19 protein-coding genes and 1 pseudogene are annotated in these 20,266 nt (G+C 55.2%); 6 read left to right on the top strand and 14 right to left on the bottom strand.

The window, feature by feature from the left end:
* Positions 1-2: 2 nt before the first annotated feature.
* The 7 genes from rffC to trxA form a co-directional block, all read right to left on the bottom strand.
* The gene (gene rffC, locus ACOTX5_RS16835) at positions 3-680 is read right to left on the bottom strand and encodes a dTDP-4-amino-4,6-dideoxy-D-galactose acyltransferase (protein ID WP_032646798.1); all 678 of its coding nucleotides are present in this window, start codon (positions 678-680) and stop codon (positions 3-5) included.
* Positions 677-1,939 (bottom strand): UDP-N-acetyl-D-mannosamine dehydrogenase, encoded by a 1,263-nt coding sequence (gene wecC, locus ACOTX5_RS16830; protein WP_015570020.1) that lies wholly within the window; start codon positions 1,937-1,939, stop codon positions 677-679. Before wecC ends, rffC begins: the two co-directional genes overlap by 4 nt.
* A complete protein-coding gene (gene wecB, locus ACOTX5_RS16825) occupies positions 1,936-3,066 on the bottom strand; it encodes a non-hydrolyzing UDP-N-acetylglucosamine 2-epimerase (RefSeq protein ID WP_006812390.1) in 1,131 nt (376 codons plus the stop codon). Before wecB ends, wecC begins: the two co-directional genes overlap by 4 nt.
* Before the next feature lie 56 nt (positions 3,067-3,122).
* On the bottom strand, positions 3,123-4,169 hold the full coding sequence (gene wzzE / locus ACOTX5_RS16820) for an ECA polysaccharide chain length modulation protein (RefSeq protein ID WP_017693953.1): 1,047 nt from the start codon (positions 4,167-4,169) through the stop codon (positions 3,123-3,125).
* Between the two features lie 13 nt (positions 4,170-4,182).
* Positions 4,183-5,286 carry a UDP-N-acetylglucosamine--undecaprenyl-phosphate N-acetylglucosaminephosphotransferase gene (gene wecA / locus ACOTX5_RS16815; RefSeq protein WP_047727040.1) on the bottom strand — a complete coding sequence of 368 codons (1,104 nt, stop codon included), beginning with the start codon at positions 5,284-5,286 and terminating at the stop codon, positions 4,183-4,185.
* Positions 5,287-5,528: 242 nt separating this feature from the next.
* Positions 5,529-6,788: a transcription termination factor Rho gene (gene rho, locus ACOTX5_RS16810; protein WP_001054528.1), complete on the bottom strand. Its 1,260-nt coding sequence runs from the start codon at positions 6,786-6,788 to the stop codon at positions 5,529-5,531.
* A gap of 341 nt (positions 6,789-7,129) precedes the next feature.
* Complete coding sequence (trxA, locus tag ACOTX5_RS16805) at positions 7,130-7,459, bottom strand: thioredoxin TrxA (RefSeq protein WP_006812392.1); 330 nt, start codon at positions 7,457-7,459, stop codon at positions 7,130-7,132.
* A 144-nt stretch (positions 7,460-7,603) separates the two neighbouring features.
* On the opposite strand from trxA, the gene rhlB reads away from it, so the two are divergent.
* Together rhlB and gppA are read left to right on the top strand one after the other, a co-directional pair.
* Positions 7,604-8,872, top strand: a complete 1,269-nt coding sequence (gene rhlB, locus ACOTX5_RS16800) for an ATP-dependent RNA helicase RhlB (protein ID WP_006812393.1) — start codon at positions 7,604-7,606, stop codon at positions 8,870-8,872.
* A gap of 5 nt (positions 8,873-8,877) precedes the next feature.
* Entirely contained in the window at positions 8,878-10,362 is a 1,485-nt protein-coding gene (gene gppA, locus ACOTX5_RS16795) for a guanosine-5'-triphosphate,3'-diphosphate diphosphatase (protein ID WP_047727038.1), read from the top strand.
* A gap of 51 nt (positions 10,363-10,413) precedes the next feature.
* Here gppA and rep read toward each other — a convergent pair whose 3' ends face one another.
* On the bottom strand, positions 10,414-12,438 hold the full coding sequence (gene rep, locus ACOTX5_RS16790; protein WP_015570023.1) for a DNA helicase Rep: 2,025 nt from the start codon (positions 12,436-12,438) through the stop codon (positions 10,414-10,416).
* An 85-nt stretch (positions 12,439-12,523) separates the two neighbouring features.
* On the opposite strand from rep, the gene ppiC reads away from it, so the two are divergent.
* Positions 12,524-12,805 carry a peptidylprolyl isomerase PpiC gene (gene ppiC / locus ACOTX5_RS16785; RefSeq protein ID WP_006812396.1) on the top strand — a complete coding sequence of 94 codons (282 nt, stop codon included), beginning with the start codon at positions 12,524-12,526 and terminating at the stop codon, positions 12,803-12,805.
* A 54-nt stretch (positions 12,806-12,859) separates the two neighbouring features.
* Here the strand turns inward: ppiC and cysE are convergent, their stop codons facing one another.
* The 5 genes from cysE to ACOTX5_RS16760 form a co-directional block, all read right to left on the bottom strand.
* A complete protein-coding gene (cysE, locus tag ACOTX5_RS16780) occupies positions 12,860-13,681 on the bottom strand; it encodes a serine O-acetyltransferase (protein WP_022646641.1) in 822 nt (273 codons plus the stop codon).
* 75 nt (positions 13,682-13,756) lie between these two features.
* Positions 13,757-14,776, bottom strand: a complete 1,020-nt coding sequence (gene gpsA / locus ACOTX5_RS16775) for an NAD(P)H-dependent glycerol-3-phosphate dehydrogenase (protein ID WP_006812398.1) — start codon at positions 14,774-14,776, stop codon at positions 13,757-13,759.
* The gene (gene secB / locus ACOTX5_RS16770) at positions 14,776-15,243 is read right to left on the bottom strand and encodes a protein-export chaperone SecB (RefSeq protein WP_014168079.1); all 468 of its coding nucleotides are present in this window, start codon (positions 15,241-15,243) and stop codon (positions 14,776-14,778) included. The genes gpsA and secB overlap by 1 nt, the downstream gene beginning before the upstream one ends.
* 31 nt (positions 15,244-15,274) lie before the next feature.
* A complete protein-coding gene (gene grxC, locus ACOTX5_RS16765; RefSeq protein WP_003860837.1) occupies positions 15,275-15,526 on the bottom strand; it encodes a glutaredoxin 3 in 252 nt (83 codons plus the stop codon).
* 11 nt (positions 15,527-15,537) lie between these two features.
* Entirely contained in the window at positions 15,538-15,969 is a 432-nt protein-coding gene (locus ACOTX5_RS16760) for a rhodanese-like domain-containing protein (protein WP_017383604.1), read from the bottom strand.
* 248 nt (positions 15,970-16,217) lie between these two features.
* Between ACOTX5_RS16760 and gpmM the strand changes: the two genes are divergently transcribed.
* The 3 genes from gpmM to ACOTX5_RS16745 are packed head-to-tail and all read left to right on the top strand — an operon-like array spanning position 16,218 to position 19,991.
* Positions 16,218-17,762 carry a 2,3-bisphosphoglycerate-independent phosphoglycerate mutase gene (gene gpmM, locus ACOTX5_RS16755; protein WP_017383605.1) on the top strand — a complete coding sequence of 515 codons (1,545 nt, stop codon included), beginning with the start codon at positions 16,218-16,220 and terminating at the stop codon, positions 17,760-17,762.
* Positions 17,763-17,795: 33 nt separating this feature from the next.
* A complete protein-coding gene (gene envC, locus ACOTX5_RS16750; RefSeq protein ID WP_026094345.1) occupies positions 17,796-19,055 on the top strand; it encodes a murein hydrolase activator EnvC in 1,260 nt (419 codons plus the stop codon).
* A gap of 3 nt (positions 19,056-19,058) precedes the next feature.
* Positions 19,059-19,991 carry a divergent polysaccharide deacetylase family protein gene (locus ACOTX5_RS16745; RefSeq protein ID WP_017383607.1) on the top strand — a complete coding sequence of 311 codons (933 nt, stop codon included), beginning with the start codon at positions 19,059-19,061 and terminating at the stop codon, positions 19,989-19,991.
* Positions 19,992-20,002: 11 nt separating this feature from the next.
* Here the strand turns inward: ACOTX5_RS16745 and ACOTX5_RS16740 are convergent.
* Positions 20,003-20,158 (bottom strand): annotated as a pseudogene (locus ACOTX5_RS16740) (glycosyltransferase family 2 protein); the annotation flags it as partial.
* Between the last annotated feature and the right edge of the window lie 108 nt (positions 20,159-20,266).

Below are 20,266 nucleotides of genomic sequence, written 5' to 3'. Positions count from 1 at the left end.
TGTCACCTGTATAACCAGTAGGCGGTGGCGTCGATGCTGGCACCACTCGCAATATAACGTTTAAGCGCAGCGGTGTTGCCCATCTGGGTTGCGACCCGCAGCGTCGATACCTGTTGTTGCTCCGCCCAGTGCAGCGCCGCCTGCATGAGTTTCTCGCCCATGCCGCGCCCGGCTAACAAACCGATGCGCGCCTCGTGCTCGTTGAGCCTGCGAAGCGAAACAAAACCCTGAATCTGCCCCCCGGCAGTACGGAACACCAGACAGACATGGTCAAACGTACCTTTGACCGCATTCTCTATCCACTGGGCATAAAAGCGGCCGCTGTCATCGGGCGCATACCAGGGCGCCCGGAAACGGCTCTGAGCGAAGGCCAGCGCCGCCATCTTGCGCAGCGCGGGGATATCCTGCTCCGTTGCAATTTCCGCGCCCGGTGAGGCGTGGAGAGCCACGGTAACAGAGAGATCAACCTCACCCTCGACCAGCCGGAATCCGTGCTGCTGGAGGGCGTCCAGCAGATCGGCGCGGTCCGCCGGGATCTTAGCCTGTACGCGCTGCCAGGCGCTGAAGTCTGCTTCCTGCAACGCAGGGGCATTGTCGCGCAGACGCACTATCGCTGAGGGACGCGCAAAGAATGCGCTTTCCCACTCAAGGGACTCCAGCACGCCGTTGAGGATACTCAACGCCACACGCCTTTGGTATCAACAACATACTGCTGACGTACGGCATCACCGGAAACCGCTTTGAACGCATTGTGATCCACCAGCAGCACCAGCACATCCGCCGTCGCCAGCGCGTCATCCAGGGCGGTAAGGGTGCAGTGACCGGCAAGTTTTGCCGGCAGCGCATGAATATTCGGCTCAACCACCAGCGTTTCACCGCTGTGCCAGGCAGCGATCATTTCGGCAATTTCCATCGCCGGGCTTTCGCGCAGATCGTCAATATTCGGTTTGAATGCCAGACCAAAGCAGGCAATTTTCAGCTCACTGGCGCGTTTGCCGCTGTCGGCCAGGCAATCCGCGACCGTGGCTTTGACCTGGTTGATAACCCAGTGCGGTTTGTGGTCGTTTACTTCGCGTGCGGTGCGAATCAGGCGTGCCTGTTCCGGGTTCTGCGCCACGATAAACCACGGATCGACCGCGATGCAGTGCCCACCCACGCCCGGCCCCGGCTGAAGGATGTTCACGCGGGGGTGACGGTTGGCAAGGCGAATAAGTTCCCAGACGTTAATCCCCTGATCGGCGCAAATCAATGACAGTTCATTCGCAAACGCGATGTTAACGTCGCGGAAGCTATTTTCGGTCAGTTTGCACATCTCGGCGGTGCGGGAGTTGGTCACCACACATTCGCCTTCAAGGAAAATTTTATACAGCTCGCTGGCGCGCGCGGAGCAGACTGGCGTCATGCCGCCAATCACGCGGTCGTTTTTAATCAGTTCCACCATCACCTGGCCTGGCAGTACGCGCTCAGGGCAGTAGGCGATATTGATATCGGCCTGGTCGCCCGCCTGCTGCGGGAAGCTAAGATCGGGACGCGCCTCGGCCAGCCACTGCGCCATCTGCTCGGTAGCCCCAACAGGTGAAGTGGACTCAAGAATAACCAGCGCCCCTTTCTTCAGCACAGGCGCAATGGATTTTGCCGCCGCCTCGACGTAAACCATGTCAGGCTCATGATCGCCTTTAAAGGGCGTTGGAACCGCAATCAGGTACGCATCGGCTTCTACCGGCGTGGTGCTGGCGCGCAGGAAGCCACCGTCCACCGCCTTTTTCACCACACGATCGAGATCGGGCTCCACGATATGAATTTCGCCACGGTTGATGGTTTCCACCGCGTGCGCGTTGATATCTACGCCAACGACCTGCTTTTGACGAGAGGCAAAGGCCGCCGCAGTAGGCAGCCCGATATAGCCAAGACCAACAACAGAGATGGTAGAAAAACTCATAGCGTTACCCGATTGTGTTTAAGTGCGTGCAAAATACGACCACAAGCCTGCCCGTCACCGTACGGATTGTGGGCCCGGCTCATCGCCTGATACTCTTCATCGTCATGCAGTAAGCGCGTGACCTCTTCGACAATACGACGCGGATCCGTTCCAACCAGACGCACGGTACCGGCAGTAACCGCTTCCGGGCGTTCGGTGGTTTCACGCATCACCAGTACCGGCTTACCGAGGGAGGGCGCCTCTTCCTGAATGCCGCCAGAATCGGTCAGGATCAGCCAGGCGTGGTTCATCAGCCAGACAAATGGCAAATAGTCCTGCGGCTCGATCAGGAGCACGTTTTCCACGTGGCCCAGGATACGGTTGACCGGTTCGCTGACGTTCGGGTTGAGGTGCACCGGATAGACAATCTGCACATCCTCGTTCTGCGCGGCGATTTCAGCCAGCGCGTGGCATATTTGCTCAAAGCCACGGCCAAAGCTTTCGCGGCGGTGGCCCGTCACCAGAATCGTTTTCTTGCCGTTGTTCAGGAACGGATAGCGCGCAGCAAGTTCTGCCTGAAGCTCGCTGTTAGCCAGCACGCGATCACGCACCCAAATCAGCGCATCAATGACCGTATTGCCGGTGACGAAGATCTTGCTGTCGCTGATATTTTCGCGCAGCAGGTTCTGACGTGAGTTCTCGGTTGGCGCAAAATGGTACATCGCCAGGTGACCGGTGAGCGTACGGTTGGCCTCTTCCGGCCACGGGGAATAGAGATTGCCGGTACGCAGACCCGCTTCAATATGACCAACGGGGATACGCTGATAGAACGCGGCCAGGCTGGTCGCCACGGTGGTGGTGGTGTCGCCGTGCACCAGCACCACATCCGGCTTGAACGACTCCAGAATAGGCTTTAATTCTTGCAGAATACGGCAGGTGATTTCCGTCAGTCCCTGTCCCGGTTTCATTATATTGAGATCGTAATCCGGGACGATAGAAAAGAGGGTTAAGACCTGATCGAGCATCTCACGGTGCTGGGCAGTCACGCACACTTTCGCTTCAATATCAGGATCTCTGGCCAGCGCATGAACCAGAGGCGCCATCTTGATGGCCTCCGGCCTGGTGCCAAATACGGTTAGTACTTTCACATCGATTCTCTTCGATTAGACGATGAAGGCCGCAGCCTTCATCGTAGACGGCGTTCTTAGTTTGTGCGGCGACGCAATAACGCTACGCCAGCGCCAGTCAGTGCGCCCACAATCCCCCACATGATCATCAGGAATGCGCGACGCGGACTATCGCGTTTTACAGGCTCTTCAGGCGTTCTTAAATAACGATAGGTCTGAAAACGCGGGTCCAGCGTTGGACCGACGTTGAGCGTATTGAGCATGGCGCGGTTTTGGTCGTAATCAAGGTCAAAGTCAGGGCCAACGGCCTGGATATTTTCCAGACGTGCCTGAAGCATTGGGCGACCAAGAAGGAACATTTCTGAATCCGGGAGTTCGTCAGCCGGAACATCCGTTTCGCTACGGGAAATATTGTGCTGTTCCGCAATCTTCAGCGCCTGCTCAATATTATGTACGCGACGGGCGAAGATGGCCTTAGCGACCTCTTCCTGGCGTTTGACCTGCGCTTTCATCTGAATAGTACGCGCAGCCCAGGCGCCTTTCAGCTCGTCATTCAGATGACTGGCCGCGCGCTGGCTGGCAAAAGCAACGTACTGACGCAACAGGTTATTGGCGTCCGGCGCCGTTTCCGCAATCAGCTTCACGCTGTCGCTAACGTTACGGAGCACATCGCCAGGCATAAACTGAATGTTATTAATCAGGTCATCCAGCAGCGCGGCATCCGCTTTGCTGTTACCGACCATGCGCTGCTTGTAGTAGTCCGTCTGGGACCAGAAATCGCGACGTGTATCCCACGACGCCAGCTGCATCACAAACTCTTTGTAGGATTCATCCATCACCGAAGCCTGATCCGGGGTCGCCAGATTGGCCTTGATATCAAGATTACGCAGGAATTGCTGCTGGGAGTAGTAGCCTCCAAGCATATTCACCGTTGGTCGGTCTGTGATCGCCGTGGCGCTCCACTCTTGTTTTGCAAAGAAGGTGTAGGCAAGCGCTAACAGCGCGAACCCCAGGGCAATCCCCACAATCCACAGTTTGCCCTGCCATAACACGCGAAACAAACCACGAATATCCAGCTCGTTCTCAGTGCCCACTGATTTCGCTCCCGCCAACGGTTGAGTCATCATAGTCCCGGTTTTACTTAGTTAATGTTGTGTTTTTGCCACTGTTCCGACGCATCCTGCGTTTTAAACGTTTAATAAAACGCGCGACTTTCCATGCACGCTTGATGCAGTAACCGTACATGAAAAATGCTAGCAAGAATAATACCAACATTACCCATTCAGGAATGAAATGTGCGTATTCCGCGGCTACGCCAATCGCAGCCAGAATAGCAGCCGCAAGCGTAATCAACACAAATGCCTGACGAGACGTGAAGCCGGCGCGCATAATCAGGTGATGAATATGCTGCCGATCGGGAGAAAACGGGCTCATCCCTTTACGCAGACGGCGGTACATTATAGCGACCATGTCCATCAGCGGGATGGCGATAATCCAGAGAGCCGTTACCGGGCTGATAGGGTGCGTTTTACCCTGCGTGGTTTCCAGTAGGACCCAGATAACCGTAAAGCCAATCAGGGTACTGCCCGCATCGCCCATAAAGACTTTATAGCGACGCCCTAACACACCCAGATTCAGGCAGATGTAAGGCAGGATGGCGGCAATCATGGCAAAGCACCACATTGACAGGCTGTACTGGCCGTCAAACCATAAGATGATGCCGATAGCGCCAAACGAAACAGAGGACAGCCCACCGAGCAGACCGTCTATACCGTCAACCATGTTAAAGGCGTTGATAGCCGCCCACACGGCAAACAGCGTCAGGAAGAAGCCGAATGGCCCAAGCACCAGCTCCCAGGGACCAAACACGTAGCCCAGGCTTCTTAGATAGAGGCCGCCTACCACCATCATAATGATGCCAATGGCCGCCTGTACCGTCGCGCGGAACTTCACGCTGATATCAAAACGATCATCAAGGGCGCCGATCAGTACCAGCACACCGGCACATGCCAGGTAGAGTGCGGCATGGGGGATATAGTAATCCGCGATCCCGAATGTGAAACAGATGCCTGCGTATACCGAAATGCCGCCCACCAGCGGAATAAGCCCCTGATGACGTTTACGGAAGTTCGGTTTGTCCACTAACCCAATTCTTTTTGCTACCTTGCGCGCAATGAACAAAAAACAGGTTGTGAATAAAAAAATACTGATCAGCTCAGTTACAGCAGTGAGTAGATTCACAATGGATTGCTCTCAACAAATGTTAGTCCCGGAAGTATAACCATGAAGCCTCTGCCTCAGAAGGATTAAAGATGGCTCATCACAACTCCCTTTGTATGTTTTTCAATCAATTATTTCTTTGACTGTGCAAACCTTCTTATTGTCGCACCGACAGGTCTAAATTGGGAGTGTGTGGTAATAGCGTATAGTCCATAAATAAAAAACGCCACGTAAAAACGTGGCGTTTACTGGGATTATTTGCGTTACGAGCGTTTCATCATGTCGAAGAAATCGTCGTTCGTTTTGGTCATCGCCAGTTTGTTAATGAGGAATTCCATTGCGTCGATTTCGCCCATTGGATGGATGATTTTACGCAGGATCCACATTTTCTGAAGCTCTTCCTGAGTGGTAAGCAGCTCTTCTTTACGGGTACCGGAACGGTTGTAGTCGATCGCCGGGAAGACGCGTTTTTCTGCGATTTTACGAGAAAGGTGCAGTTCCATGTTGCCTGTACCTTTGAACTCTTCGTAGATAACCTCGTCCATTTTGGAGCCGGTATCGATCAGCGCCGTCGCGATAATGGTCAGGCTACCGCCCTCTTCCACGTTACGCGCCGCACCGAAGAAACGCTTCGGACGATGCAGGGCGTTAGCATCCACACCACCGGTCAGTACTTTACCGGAAGCCGGCACCACGGTGTTGTAGGCACGCGCCAGACGGGTAATGGAGTCGAGCAGGATGATCACGTCTTTCTTGTGCTCAACCAGGCGTTTCGCCTTCTCGATAACCATTTCCGCAACCTGAACGTGGCGAGAAGCAGGCTCGTCGAAGGTAGACGCAACCACTTCCCCTTTCACCAGACGCTGCATCTCGGTCACTTCTTCCGGACGTTCGTCAATCAGCAGCACCATCAGCACACAGTCTGGATGGTTGTAAGCAATGCTCTGCGCGATGTTTTGCAGCAGCATGGTTTTACCGGCTTTTGGCGGCGCCACAATCAGACCACGCTGGCCACGACCAATTGGCGATGCCAGATCCAGCACACGCGCAGTTAAGTCTTCAGTAGACCCGTTACCACGCTCCATGCGCAGACGAGAGTTCGCGTGCAGCGGCGTTAAGTTCTCGAACAGGATCTTATTGCGGGAGTTTTCCGGTTTGTCGTAGTTAACTTCGTTAACCTTCAACAGCGCAAAGTAGCGTTCACCCTCTTTTGGAGGACGAATCTTACCTGAAATGGTGTCACCAGTGCGGAGGTTGAAACGGCGGATTTGGCTAGGGGATACGTAGATGTCGTCAGGGCCGGCGAGGTAGGAGCTGTCTGCGGAGCGGAGGAAACCAAATCCGTCTTGCAGTATCTCCAGCACACCGTCGCCAAAGATATCTTCGCCACTCTTAGCGTGCTGCTTCAGGATGGCGAAAATGATGTCCTGCTTGCGCATACGAGCCTGGTTTTCCAGTCCCATATTTTCGCCGAGAGTGATCAGCTCAGAAACCGGCGTATTCTTTAATTCGGTAAGATTCATAATGGTGTGGGTTCTTAAACTCGGGGTGATTCTCGAACTTAATGTTGTGAATGGTATGGCAGGGTCATCCATGCCTGTTTAGCGGCCATCACCTCATGTCTGTTCGCTGTCTGGTCACAGGGAAAGAACGCAGAACTGAAACGACAAGACGGATTGAGTGACAAGCCCGGAATCTAGCAACTTCACGCACTGTTTAAGTTAACAACGGGAAGTATCGGGTAAAACAAGATTCAAACAACAAGATATGTTTAAAACGTAGTCATAGCTAACTTAGCACGACTAAAGCCGGGCGTCCAGATCTCGCCGTTAATTAGGCGCTCTGGACGCTCAGCTGAGAAACCTTACGCCAGGTTAGCGTCCAGGAACTCTTTCAGTTGACCTTTGGACAGTGCGCCCACTTTGGTCGCCGCCACGTCACCGTTCTTGAACAGCAGCAGGGTCGGGATGCCACGGATACCGTATTTTGGCGCGGTGCCCGGGTTCTGGTCGATGTTCAGCTTGGCAACGGTCAGTTTGCCCTGATATTCGTCAGCGATTTCATCCAGAATCGGAGCGATCATTTTGCAAGGACCACACCATTCAGCCCAGAAATCAACGAGGATCAGCCCGTCAGCTTTAAGTACGTCCGTGTCAAAACTGTCGTCAGTCAGGTGAATAATTTTATCGCTCATATATAACTCCACAGGAATAAGCCTGGTACGTTGGTTTTGTCTCCACCAACGACGTGTTGATGTCGCATTAACCAACTAAAGGTTGACTTTATTTCACCGGATACGCTTTCGTAAAGCAATAGTAAGCTGATATTCTACCACACTATGAGCAAAACACATTTAACAGAACAGAAGTTTTCCGACTTCGCCCTGCACCCAAAGGTGATCGAAGCCCTTGAAACTAAAGGGTTTCATAACTGCACGCCCATTCAGGCTCTCGCCCTGCCGCTGACGCTGGCCGGTCGCGACGTTGCAGGGCAGGCGCAAACCGGTACTGGCAAAACGATGGCGTTTTTAACGTCAACGTTTCATTATTTACTTTCTCACCCGGCGATTGCAGACCGCAAAGTTAACCAGCCGCGCGCGCTAATTATGGCCCCGACGCGAGAACTGGCGGTACAGATCCACGCAGACGCTGAGCCCCTGGCGCAAGCCACCGGCCTGAAACTTGGCCTGGCCTATGGCGGCGACGGCTACGATAAACAGCTGAAAGTGCTGGAAAGCGGCGTCGATATCCTGATTGGGACCACCGGCCGTCTTATCGACTACGCCAAACAGAACCATATCAACCTCGGCGCAATCCAGGTCGTGGTACTTGATGAAGCAGACCGCATGTACGATCTGGGCTTCATTAAAGACATCCGCTGGCTGTTCCGCCGTATGCCTGCGGCAAACCAGCGTCTGAACATGCTGTTCTCCGCTACCCTGTCATACCGCGTACGTGAACTCGCATTCGAGCAGATGAACAATGCGGAATATGTTGAAGTAGAACCGGAGCAGAAAACCGGGCACCGCATTAAAGAAGAGCTCTTCTATCCTTCTAATGAAGAGAAAATGCGCCTGCTGCAAACCCTGATCGAAGAAGAGTGGCCGGATCGCGCGATTATCTTCGCGAACACCAAACACCGCTGTGAAGATATCTGGGGTCACCTGGCGGCAGATGGTCACCGTGTGGGCCTGCTGACCGGCGACGTGGCGCAGAAAAAACGCCTGCGCATTCTCGACGAATTTACTCGTGGCGACCTTGATATTCTGGTCGCGACCGACGTGGCGGCCCGTGGCCTGCACATTCCAGCCGTGACGCACGTCTTTAACTATGACCTGCCAGATGACTGTGAAGACTATGTACACCGTATCGGTCGTACCGGTCGTGCCGGCGCAAGCGGTCACTCCATCAGCCTTGCGTGTGAAGAGTATGCGCTGAATCTTCCGGCCATTGAGACCTACATCGGTCACTCTATTCCACAGAGCAAATACAATCCGGACGCGCTGTTGAGCGAGCTGCCGCCACCTAAGCGCCTTACCCGTCCACGCTCCGGCAATGGTCCGCGTCGTTCCGGCGGTGCACCGCGTAATCGTCGTCGTTCAGGTTAAAAAATATGCTCAGCTCCACCTCGCTTTATGCGGCAATTGATCTCGGTTCGAATAGTTTTCATATGCTGGTTGTGCGCGAGGTGGCGGGAAGCATACAAACGCTGACGCGCATTAAGCGCAAGGTCCGCCTCGCGGCGGGCCTGAGCAGCGACAATCACCTCTCCCCGGAAGCCATGGAACGTGGCTGGCAGTGTCTGCGTCTGTTTGCAGAACGTTTGCAGGATATCCCGCTCAGTCAAATTCGCGTTGTTGCCACGGCGACCCTTCGTCTGGCGATTAACGCTGGCGATTTCATTGCCAGAGCACAGGAAATTCTGGGCTGCCCGGTGCAGGTCATCAGCGGTGAAGAAGAAGCGCGTCTGATTTATCAGGGTGTGGCGCATACGACCGGCGGCGACGATCGTCGTCTGGTGGTCGATATCGGTGGCGCCAGTACCGAACTGGTCACGGGCACAGGCGCGCAGGCGACGTCACTGTTCAGCCTGTCGATGGGCTGTGTGACCTGGCTGGAACGCTACTTTACCGATCGAAACCTTGCCAAAGAGAATTTTGACGAGGCGGAAAACGCGGCGCGTGCGGTCCTGCGCCCGGTCATGGACGAACTGCGCTATCACGGCTGGAAAGTGTGTGTCGGCGCGTCCGGAACCGTTCAGGCGTTGCAGGAAATCATGATGGCACAGGGAATGGACGAGCGGATCACGCTTGCCAAACTCCAGCAGCTTAAACAGCGCGCCATCCAGTGTGGTCGTCTGGAAGAGCTTGAAATAGAAGGGCTGACGCTCGAACGCGCGCTGGTTTTCCCCAGTGGGCTCGCCATTCTGATCGCCATTTTTACTGAACTGAATATCCAGTGTATGACCCTGGCAGGCGGTGCGCTGCGCGAAGGTCTGGTCTACGGAATGCTGCACCAGTCGGTCGATCAGGACATCCGTAGCCGTACGCTGCGTAACGTTCAGCGCCGCTTTATTGTTGATATCGACCAGGCACACAGAGTGAGTCAACTGGCGTCACTGTTTGCCGATCAGGTGAAAAAAAGCTGGGATATTGAACCGTTAAGCCGCGATCTGCTGCTAAGCGCCTGTGCGCTACATGAAATTGGTCTTAGCGTGGAGTACAAGCAGGCACCGCTGCACGCGGCCTGGCTGGTGCGTAATCTCGATTTACCGGGCTATACGCCCGCCCAGAAGAAGCTGCTGGCCACCCTGCTGCTAAATCAGACTAACGCCGTCGATCTCTCTTCCCTTCACCAGCAGAACGCTGTACCGCCGCGCGTGGCGGAGCATCTGTGTCGTCTGCTTCGCCTGGCGATCCTGTTTGCCAGCCGGCGTCGTGATGATTTGCTGCCAGCCATTACGCTGGCGGCAGACGATGAGAAACTGACGCTGACGCTACCGGAAAACTGGCTTGAGGATCATCCGCTTGGGGCGGAACTGATTGAGCAGGAGTACCAGTGGCAGAGCTATGTGCACTGGGCGCTTGATGTGAAGTGACCCTTTGAAGCGTGCCGGGTGGCGGCTTCGCCTTACCCGGCCTGCAAATAGTTATCCCTTCTCTTTGGCTTTTGCCAGCATCGCGCGAATGTTTGCCACGTTTGCCTGCCCTTTGTGCATACGCTCTTCAGCGGTAATGACTTTACGCTCCTGCTCCCAGATAAGATCGTCCTGAGGCAACTCCAGCAGAAAACGGCTCGGCTCCGGGCGCACCAGCTCACCATACTGACGGCGCTCTTTGCACAGCGTAAACGTCAGCTCCTTCTGCGCACGAGTGATCCCCACGTAGGCCAGACGGCGCTCTTCGTCAACGTTATCTTCATCAATGCTGCTCTGGTGCGGCAATAAGCCCTCTTCCATCCCCACCAGATAGACATACGGGAACTCCAGCCCTTTCGAGGCATGTAACGTCATTAGCTGAACCTGATCGGCCTCTTCTTCGCTTTCGCCGCGCTCCATCATATCGCGCAGCGTGAAGCGGGTGACCACCTGCGTCAGGGTCATGGGCTCGTCAATCTCAGATCCTTCAAGCATTTCGGTCATCCAGCTGAAGAGCTGGTTAACGTTTTTCATCCGCATCTCGGCTGCTTTCGGGCTGGCAGAGGTTTCATACAACCAGGATTCGTAATCAATGCCGTGGATCAGATCGCGTACTGCCGCCACAGGCTCGCGCTCTGCCAGACGCTGCACCTCACCCAGCCAGTGGGTAAAGCGGGTTAAGGCATCATAGCCGCGCCCGGTCAGGGTCTGGCTCAGCCCCATATCGAAGCTGGCGGTGAACAGGCTTTTGTTGCGGGTCATCGCCCATTCACCCAGTTTTTGCAGCGTCGCAGAGCCAATCTCGCGTTTCGGCGTATTCACGATGCGCAGGAAAGCGCTGTCGTCATCCGGGTTGGTCAGCACGCGCAGATAGGCCAGCAGATCCTTGATTTCGGGACGCGAAAAGAACGACGTACCGCCGGAGATTTTGTAGGGAATGCGGTTCTGCATCAGCATCTTTTCAAAGACGCGCGACTGGTGGTTTCCGCGATAGAGGATCGCGTAATCCTTGTATTCAGTTTTGTTGACGAAGTGATGGGCAATCAGCTCGCCCGTTACGCGCTCCGCTTCGTGCTCTTCGTTGTTGGCGCTGAGCACTTTCAGCTCGGTGCCGTAACCCAGTTCGGAGAACAGGCGCTTCTCAAAGACGTGCGGGTTATTGGCAATCAGGATGTTCGCCGCCTTCAGGATGCGCCCGGAAGAACGGTAGTTCTGCTCCAGTTTAATTACCTGCAACGCCGGGAAGTCTTTGCTCAGTAGCACCAGGTTTTGCGGACGTGCGCCACGCCAGGAGTAAATCGACTGATCGTCATCGCCTACGACGGTAAAGCGCGCACGCTGCCCTACCAGCAGCTTCACCAGCTCGTACTGGCTGGTGTTGGTATCCTGGTATTCATCCACCAGCAGGTAACGAATTTTGTTCTGCCAGCGCTCGCGCACCTCTTCATTCCGCTGAAGCAGCAGCGTCGGCAGCAGGATCAGATCGTCGAAATCCAGTACGTTACAGGCTTTCATATGCGCGTCGTACAGACCGTAGCAGTGGGCAAAGATGCGGTCGCGCTCGCCTTTGGCGCTTGCCGCTGCCTGGGCCGGCGTCATCAGATCGTTTTTCCAGTTCGAGATCGTCGAGATCAGCTGTTGCAACAGCACTTTGTCATCTTCGATCAGCCCTTCCGTCAGCTCTTTAAGCAGCGCCACCTGGTCGGTGTCATCGAAGAGAGAAAAGTTGGACTTCATGCCCAGCGCCGCGTATTCGCGCTTGATAATATCCAGACCCAGCGTGTGGAAGGTGGAGATCATCAGCCCGCGCGCCTCTTTACGGCCCAGCGTCTGGCCGACGCGCTCTTTCATCTCACGCGCCGCTTTGTTGGTAAAGGTGACCGCCGCGATATGGCGCGCCTGGTATCCACAACCCCGAATTAAGTGGGCGATTTTGTTGGTGATCACGCGTGTTTTACCGGATCCCGCTCCCGCCAGCACCAGGCAGGGTCCGGTGACGAATTCGACAGCTTGTTGTTGTCCGGGGTTTAAACGCATAAATGATCACTCAATGAAAGTCGGGAGAGGAGGAAAAACGCGTGGTAGTATACCGATCGTAAACTAGTCGACTCAAGGCACGATCATGGCAAAAACAGCAGCAGCACTGCATATCCTTGTTAAAGAAGAGAAACTGGCACAGGATCTGCTCGAACAGATTAAAAACGGCGCCGACTTCGGCAAACTGGCGAAGAAACACTCGATTTGCCCGTCAGGCAAACGCGGTGGTGACTTAGGCGAGTTCCGCCAGGGCCAGATGGTTCCGGCGTTTGATAAAGTGGTCTTCTCCTGCCCGGTGCTGGAGCCAACCGGCCCACTGCATACGCAGTTCGGCTATCACATTATCAAAGTGTTATACCGCAACTAATCAAAAGCCCGGTGCATTGACTCACCGGGCTTTTTTATTTGGCTGTTCCGGGGTTCAGATGCCGTCGCCGTATTCGAAGGTGTGGTGAATACCGTTGAAGTGCTGATCCATATCCATCGACGGCTTATCGCTGTCTGGCTTACCGACGATGCGCGCCGGGACGCCAGCGGCGGTGGTGTGCGGCGGTACAGGCTGGAGCACAACCGACCCCGCGCCAATCTTCGCGCCGCGTCCGACTTCAATATTGCCGAGGATTTTAGCGCCCGCGCCAATCATCACCCCTTCACGAATTTTCGGATGGCGATCGCCGCTGGTTTTACCGGTACCGCCCAGCGTAACGGATTGCAGGATCGACACGTCATCTTCGATCACCGCCGTTTCACCAACAACAATGCCGGTGGCGTGATCGAGCATGATCCCGCGGCCAATTTTCGCCGCCGGGTGAATATCGACCTGGAAGGTCACGGAAACCTGGTTTTGCAGGAAGATGGCCAGCGCGCGGCGTCCCTCATTCCATAACCAGTGGCCGATGCGGTACGCCTGTAAGGCGTGGAAGCCTTTGAGATACAGCAGCGGCGTGGAATATTTATCCACCGCCGGGTCTCGCGTGCGCACAGCCTGGATGTCGCAGGCGGCAGAAGCAATCATCTCCGGATCTGCGGCGTAGGCCTCTTCCACCACCTCGCGAATCGCAATAGCAGGCATGATAGGGGAAGCCAGTTTATTGGCGAGCATATAGCTCAGGGCGCTGCCGAGATTTTCGTGCTTAAGTAGCGTCGCGTGATAGAAACTGGCCAGCATGGGCTCACAGTCGGCCAACGCTCGGGCTTCGGCTTTAATATTATTCCAGACGATATCCAGTTCTTCACACGGCATTGCTTGCTCCAGACGATAGTTAATGACCAGCCAGTTCTGCGCTGGCTGGGTCATTCAGGTGACGATACTTCCCGGCTAATTGCTGCTGCGCTCGTCCTTGCGCGCACGACCTAATAAGGTCAATGCTGCCTCGCGCGCATTTTTTCCGCAATACAATACCTGATAAATTTCCTCGGTTATTGGCATTTCAACACCGAAACGGTGCGCCAGTTCGCGAACTTCTTTGGTATTGCGATAGCCTTCAACCACCTGACCAATCTTCTCCTGCGCGCTTTTTACATCGCTGCCCTGTCCGAGCATCATGCCAAAGCGGCGGTTACGGGACTGGTTATCGGTGCAGGTCAGCACCAGGTCGCCCAGCCCTGCCATTCCCATAAAGGTGGCCGGATCGGCACCCAGCGCTTCGCCCAGGCGGGACATTTCGGTCAGGCCACGGGTGATCAGCGCAGTACGCGCATTCGCGCCGAAACCGATGCCGTCAGACATCCCGGCCCCGATGGCAATGACGTTCTTCACCGCGCCGCCCAGCTGCACGCCGATAAAATCGGGGTTGCTGTACACGCGGAAGCTTTTGCCGCAGTGCAGCAGTTGCTGAAGATCGTCGGAAAATGCCTGGTCGGTGGACGCCAGCGAAATCGCCGTCGGCAAGCCCGCAGCCAGCTCTTTGGCAAACGTCGGCCCGGAGATCACCGCCAGCGGGATCGCTGTTCCCAGCGCTTCGCGGGCAACGTCCTGCAACAGACGTCCGGTTTCCGCTTCCAGCCCCTTCGTCGCCCACACAATACGCGCATCCGCACGCATCAGCGGCTTAATCTGACGCAGGACTTCGCCAAACACATGGCTTGGCACCACAATCAAAATATTGCGGCTGGCCGCCAGCGCGGTCGCGAGGTCGCTTTCCAGATACAGGGAGTCAGGGAACGGAACGTCCGGGAGAAACGCCACATTGCAGCGGTCGTGTTGCAACGTCGCGATATGTTTTGGATCGTGGCCCCACAGGACCACGTCGTGACCATTTCTTGCCAGGGTGATGGCAAGAGCGGTGCCGTAAGAGCCGGCACCGATCACAGTCATTGACGCATTAACAGTGCTCATCAGGCATCCTGATGTTGTTCGGTACCTTCGCCAGCCTGCTGCTGTAGATAGTTCATGAACAGCGCATCAAAGTTTACTGGCGCAAGGTTCAGTTGCGGGAATGTACCGCGAGAAACCAGGCTGGTGATGCATTCACGGGCATACGGGAACAGGATGTTCGGGCAGTATGCACCCAGGCAATGCGCCATCTGGTTGCCTTCGATGCCGCCGATGGAGAAGATACCGCCCTGCTGAACTTCGCACAGGAATGCGGTTTCTTCGCCCAGAGAGGCGGTCACGGTGACACGCAGTACGACTTCATACACATCATCCGCCAGCTGGGTGGATGCGGTATCCAGATCAAGTTTAACCTCTGGCTGCCAGTCTTTCTGGAAAACGTGCGGCGCATTTGGCGCTTCGAAAGAGACATCCTTGGTGTAGATGCGCTGGATCTGGAAAGTCATCTCGGTGTTGTTTTGTTCTGACATGGAAAAACCCTTTTTAATTGTCCTAAAGTCTCTAGCTCAGCAGCGGATCGAGTCCGCCACGAGCGTCGAGCGCATACAAGTCATCACAGCCGCCAATGTGCTGCGCATCAATAAAAATCTGTGGAACCGTTGTGCGACCACTGCGTTGGATCATCTCTTCGCGTTTAATCGCGTCACCATCGATCGGCAGTTCCTTGAACGTTACGCCTTTGCTGGACAGCAGCGCTTTCGCTCGGTGGCAGAACGGGCACGTTGCTTTGGTGTAGATCTCAATATTGGCCATCACTTAACTCCTTATTTACCGCGCACTAAAGGAAGATTCTCCCCGCTCCAGCCGGAGATGCCTTCTTTCAGCACCGTTACGTTTTCAAAGCCTGCTTTATGCAGTGCGCTGGCAGATTCCTGCGCCTGCATGCCAGTGCCGTCAACAACAATAATCGGCTGGGCTTTATGCTTCTCCAGCTCACCAATGTTGTTCGCTTTAATTTCCGCTGGCAGCAGGTTGATAGCACCTGCGATGTGGCCCTTGCGGAAATCGTCGCGCTGACGCAGATCGACAACCACGGCGTCCTCTTTGTTGATCAGACGTGTCGCTTCACCGCGGGTGATCACCTTAATTTTAGACGTCAGTCCCTTAAATGTGGTGAACAGTACAGCGACCAGCAGGCCAATCCACGCGATGCTCAGAACCGGGTGGCGGCTAACGAATTGCATAATTTCTTGCATGGGGGGTAACAACTCCCGACTAAGTGATTAAAAAAACCAGGACAGGAGTATACCTGTGCGCTGTGGCAAATACAGCCAGCGACATAAAGCTAATCTATTTTCTGCGGCATGCCACGTAAAAAAAGCCTCAAAATGGCCTGAGAACAGCATTGCCCCCGCGCTTTCTTTGATCTTCTGCGGCTATTTTATCGATTCAGCTGTAGTAAAATTACGCAAATTTTTTGTCTCTTGAGCATGAGGTTGTCGCAATGTCGGTTTCTAAAAAACCTATGGTACTGGTGATTCTGGATGGCTATGGCTACCGTGAAGATCAACAGGATAACGCCATTTTCAACGCCAAAACCCCGGTTATGGATGCGCTATGGGCAAAACGTCCCCACACCCTGATTGATGCGTCTGGCCTGGAAGTGGGTCTGCCGGATCGTCAGATGGGCAACTCTGAAGTGGGTCACGTTAACCTGGGTGCGGGCCGTATCGTTTATCAGGACCTGACGCGCCTGGACGTTGAAATCAAAGAACGTACATTCTTTGCCAACCCAACGCTCACCGGAGCGGTTGATAAAGCCGTTGCCGCAGGTAAGGCCGTTCACATTATGGGTCTGCTCTCTGCGGGCGGCGTTCACAGCCACGAAGATCACATCATGGCGATGGTAGAACTGGCCGCCGAGCGCGGTGCGGAAAAAATCTATCTGCACGCCTTCCTGGATGGTCGCGATACGCCGCCACGCAGCGCAAAAGGTTCTCTTAAAGCGTTTGAAGATAAATTTGCCGCACTGGGCAAAGGCCGCGTGGCGTCCATCGTTGGCCGTTACTATGCCATGGACCGTGACAACCGCTGGGACCGCGTTGAGCAAGCCTATGATCTGCTGACCCTGGCAAAAGGTGAGTTCCAGTTCCCGACCGCCGTTGAAGGCCTGGAAGCGGCTTACGCGCGTGATGAAAACGACGAATTTGTGAAGGCAACCGTGATCCGCGCTGAAGGCCAGGCCGATGCCGCCATGGAAGATGGCGATGCGCTGATCTTCATGAACTTCCGTGCTGACCGCGCGCGCGAAATCACCCGCGCCTTCGTCAACAGCGATTTCGACGGTTTCGCCCGTAAGAAAGTGGCGAAGATCGATTTCATCCAGTTGACCGAGTATGCAGCGGATATCAAAGCCCCATGCGCGTATCCACCCGCTTCCCTGGAAAATACCTTCGGCGAGTGGATGGCGAAAAACGATAAAACGCAGTTGCGCATCTCCGAAACTGAGAAGTATGCGCACGTGACCTTCTTCTTTAACGGCGGCGTAGAAGAGCCGTTTAAAGGCGAAGACCGCATCCTGATTAACTCGCCGAAAGTCGCCACTTACGATCTCCAGCCAGAAATGAGCTCTGCGGAGCTGACCGAAAAACTGGTGGCCGCGATCGAAAGCGGTAAATACGACACCATCATCTGTAACTATCCGAATGGCGACATGGTGGGCCACACCGGCGTGATGGAAGCAGCCGTTAAAGCGGTTGAAGCGCTGGACCACTGCGTTGAGCAGGTCGCGAAAGCGGTTGAATCCGTGGGCGGCCAGCTGCTGATCACCGCTGACCACGGTAACGCAGAACAGATGCGTGATCCGGCAACCGGTCAGGCGCATACCGCCCATACCAACCTGCCTGTTCCACTGATTTATGTAGGTGATAAATCAGTGAAAGCTGTGGAAGGCGGCAAGCTTTCCGACATCGCGCCAACCATGTTGTCGCTGATGGGTATGGAAATCCCTGAAGAGATGACTGGCAAGCCGCTGTTCATCGTGGAATAATCGCTCCCCATGAGGGGAAAGGCGATTTTTTCAATCACATGGGTCGTGAAGCCGCTTCGGTTATCAGTCAGACCTCTGCTTTGCGCCAGCGCACTCAGCGCTGGCGTATTGCTGTGCGCCGCATCCGCCCACGCGGATGACCGCGATCAGCTTAAATCCATTCAGGCCGATATCGCCGCCAAAGAGCGTGCGGTACGTCAGCAACAGCAGCAGCGCGCCACCCTGCTCGCCCAGCTTAAAAAGCAGGAAGAGGCCATTTCCGCCGCCGCGCGTAAGCTGCGTGAAACACAAAACACCCTTGCCCAGCTCAATAAGCAAATCGATGAAATGAACGCGTCGATTGCGAAACTGGAGCGTCAGCGCGATGCCCAGGAGCGGAACCTTGCTGCACAGCTTGATGCTGCTTTCCGTCAGGGTGAGCACACAGGCCTTCAGCTGATCCTCAGCGGTGAAGAGAGCCAGCGTGGTCAGCGTTTACAGGCCTATTTCGGCTATCTAAACCAGGCGCGTCAGGAGACCATTGCGCAGCTGAAACAGACGCGCGAAGAAGTCACCACGCAAAAAGCCGAGCTGGAAGAGAAGCAGAGCCAGCAGCAAACGCTGCTCTACGATCAGCAGGCGCAGCAGGAGAAGCTTGAGCAGGCGCGCAATGAGCGTAAGAAGACGCTCGCCGGGCTGGAGTCCTCTATCCAGGCAGGACAAAGCCAGCTGAGCGAAATGCGCGCCAACGAATCCAGACTGCGTAACAGCATTGCCCGGGCAGAAGCCGCGGCCAAAGCGCGCGCCGAAAAAGAAGCGCGTGAAGCGCAGGCGGTGCGTAATAAGCAGCAGGAAGCCTCCCGGAAAGGCACCACCTACAAACCGACTGAAAATGAACGTTCCCTGATGTCGCGTACCGGCGGCCTCGGCTCCCCGCGTGGTCAGGCTTACTGGCCCGTTCGCGGTACGATCCTGCATCGCTATGGCGAACAGTTGCAGGGTGAGCTACGTTGGAAGGGGATCGTTATCGGTGCGTCTGAAGGTAGCGAAGTGAAAGCCATCGCCGATGGCCGCGTGATCCTGGCCGACTGGCTACAGGGTTATGGGCTCGTGGTGGTGGTTGAACACGGTAAAGGCGACATGAGTCTTTACGGCTACAACCAGAGCGCGCTGGTCAGCGTTGGCACCCAGGTGCGCGCGGGTCAACCCATTGCCCTTGTGGGCAGCAGTGGCGGTCAGGGCCGCCCGTCACTCTATTTCGAAATTCGTCGTCAGGGTCAGGCGGTCAATCCACAGCCGTGGTTGGGAAGATAGGTTTTGCTTCAATTTCGTCGAATTGTTGTTTCCGTAGTCAGCGCACTGGCGCTGGCTGCACCGGTTTATGCAGGCAAACTCGCGATTGTGATTGATGACTTCGGTTATCGTCCGCACTATGAAAATCAGGTGCTGGCGATGCCGTCAGCCATCTCTGTCGCCGTCCTGCCTAATGCGCCTCACGCGCATGAAATGGCGACCAAAGCGCACAATGGCGGCCATCAGGTCCTCATCCATCTGCCGATGGCCCCCCTCAGCAAGCAGCCGCTGGAAAAAGATACCCTGCGCCCGGACATGAGCAGCGACGAGATCGATCGCATCATCCGCGATGCGTACAATAAAGTGCCGTATGCCGTGGGTCTGAATAACCATATGGGCAGCGCGATGACCTCCAGCCTGTACGGTATGCTGAAAGTGATGCAGGCGCTGGAGCGTTACAATCTCTATTTCCTCGACAGCATGACCATCGGCAACAGCCAGGCGATGCGTGCCGCTCAGGGGACAGGTGTAAAAGTCATCAAGCGCAAAGTATTCCTGGACGACTCCCAGAACGAAGCGGATATCCGCGTGCAGTTTAACCGCGCGGTACAGCTGGCGCGCCGTAACGGTTCGGCGATTGCCATTGGGCATCCGCATCCGTCTACCGTTCGCGTTTTGCAGCAAATGTTGCCGGGCTTACCCGCCGATATTACGCTGGTGCGTCCGAGCGATCTGCTCAATGAACCTCAGGTGGATACTTCTCGTCCGGGTAGCGCGCAACCACCCGCAACGCAGCCGCGTAATCCATTCCGCGGCGTGAAGAACTGCACGCTGAAACAGCCGCCTGAACCGGTCTATGCAACCCGCTTCTTCTCGGTGATTGGCGAAAGCATCAGCAGCAGTACACTGGTTAAATACGTCCAGCAACAGTGGCAGGGTTGGGGAAAAAAAGCCTGATCGGCTAACGCCTATTCTGCCAGATAAGAGTCCGACTGCTCTTTTGCAACGGACTCTCTCTTTTCCCGATCCTGATACCAAGCCTTGAAATACTTCAAAAAACTGTACGCCGTGGCATAAAACCCTGTCACCACACCCACTTTTCCCTGACGCCAGGCACTGATGAATCCCCTAATGATTTTGGTAAAAATCATTAAGTTAAGGTGGATACACATCTTGTCATATGATCAAATGGTTTCGCGAAAAATCAATAATCAGACAACAAGATGTGCGAA

Source organism: Enterobacter cloacae complex sp. IR5441 (assembly GCF_049238215.1).
Taxonomy (GTDB): domain Bacteria; phylum Pseudomonadota; class Gammaproteobacteria; order Enterobacterales; family Enterobacteriaceae; genus Enterobacter; species Enterobacter hormaechei_C.
This window is presented reverse-complemented; position numbering and strand designations above follow the sequence as displayed.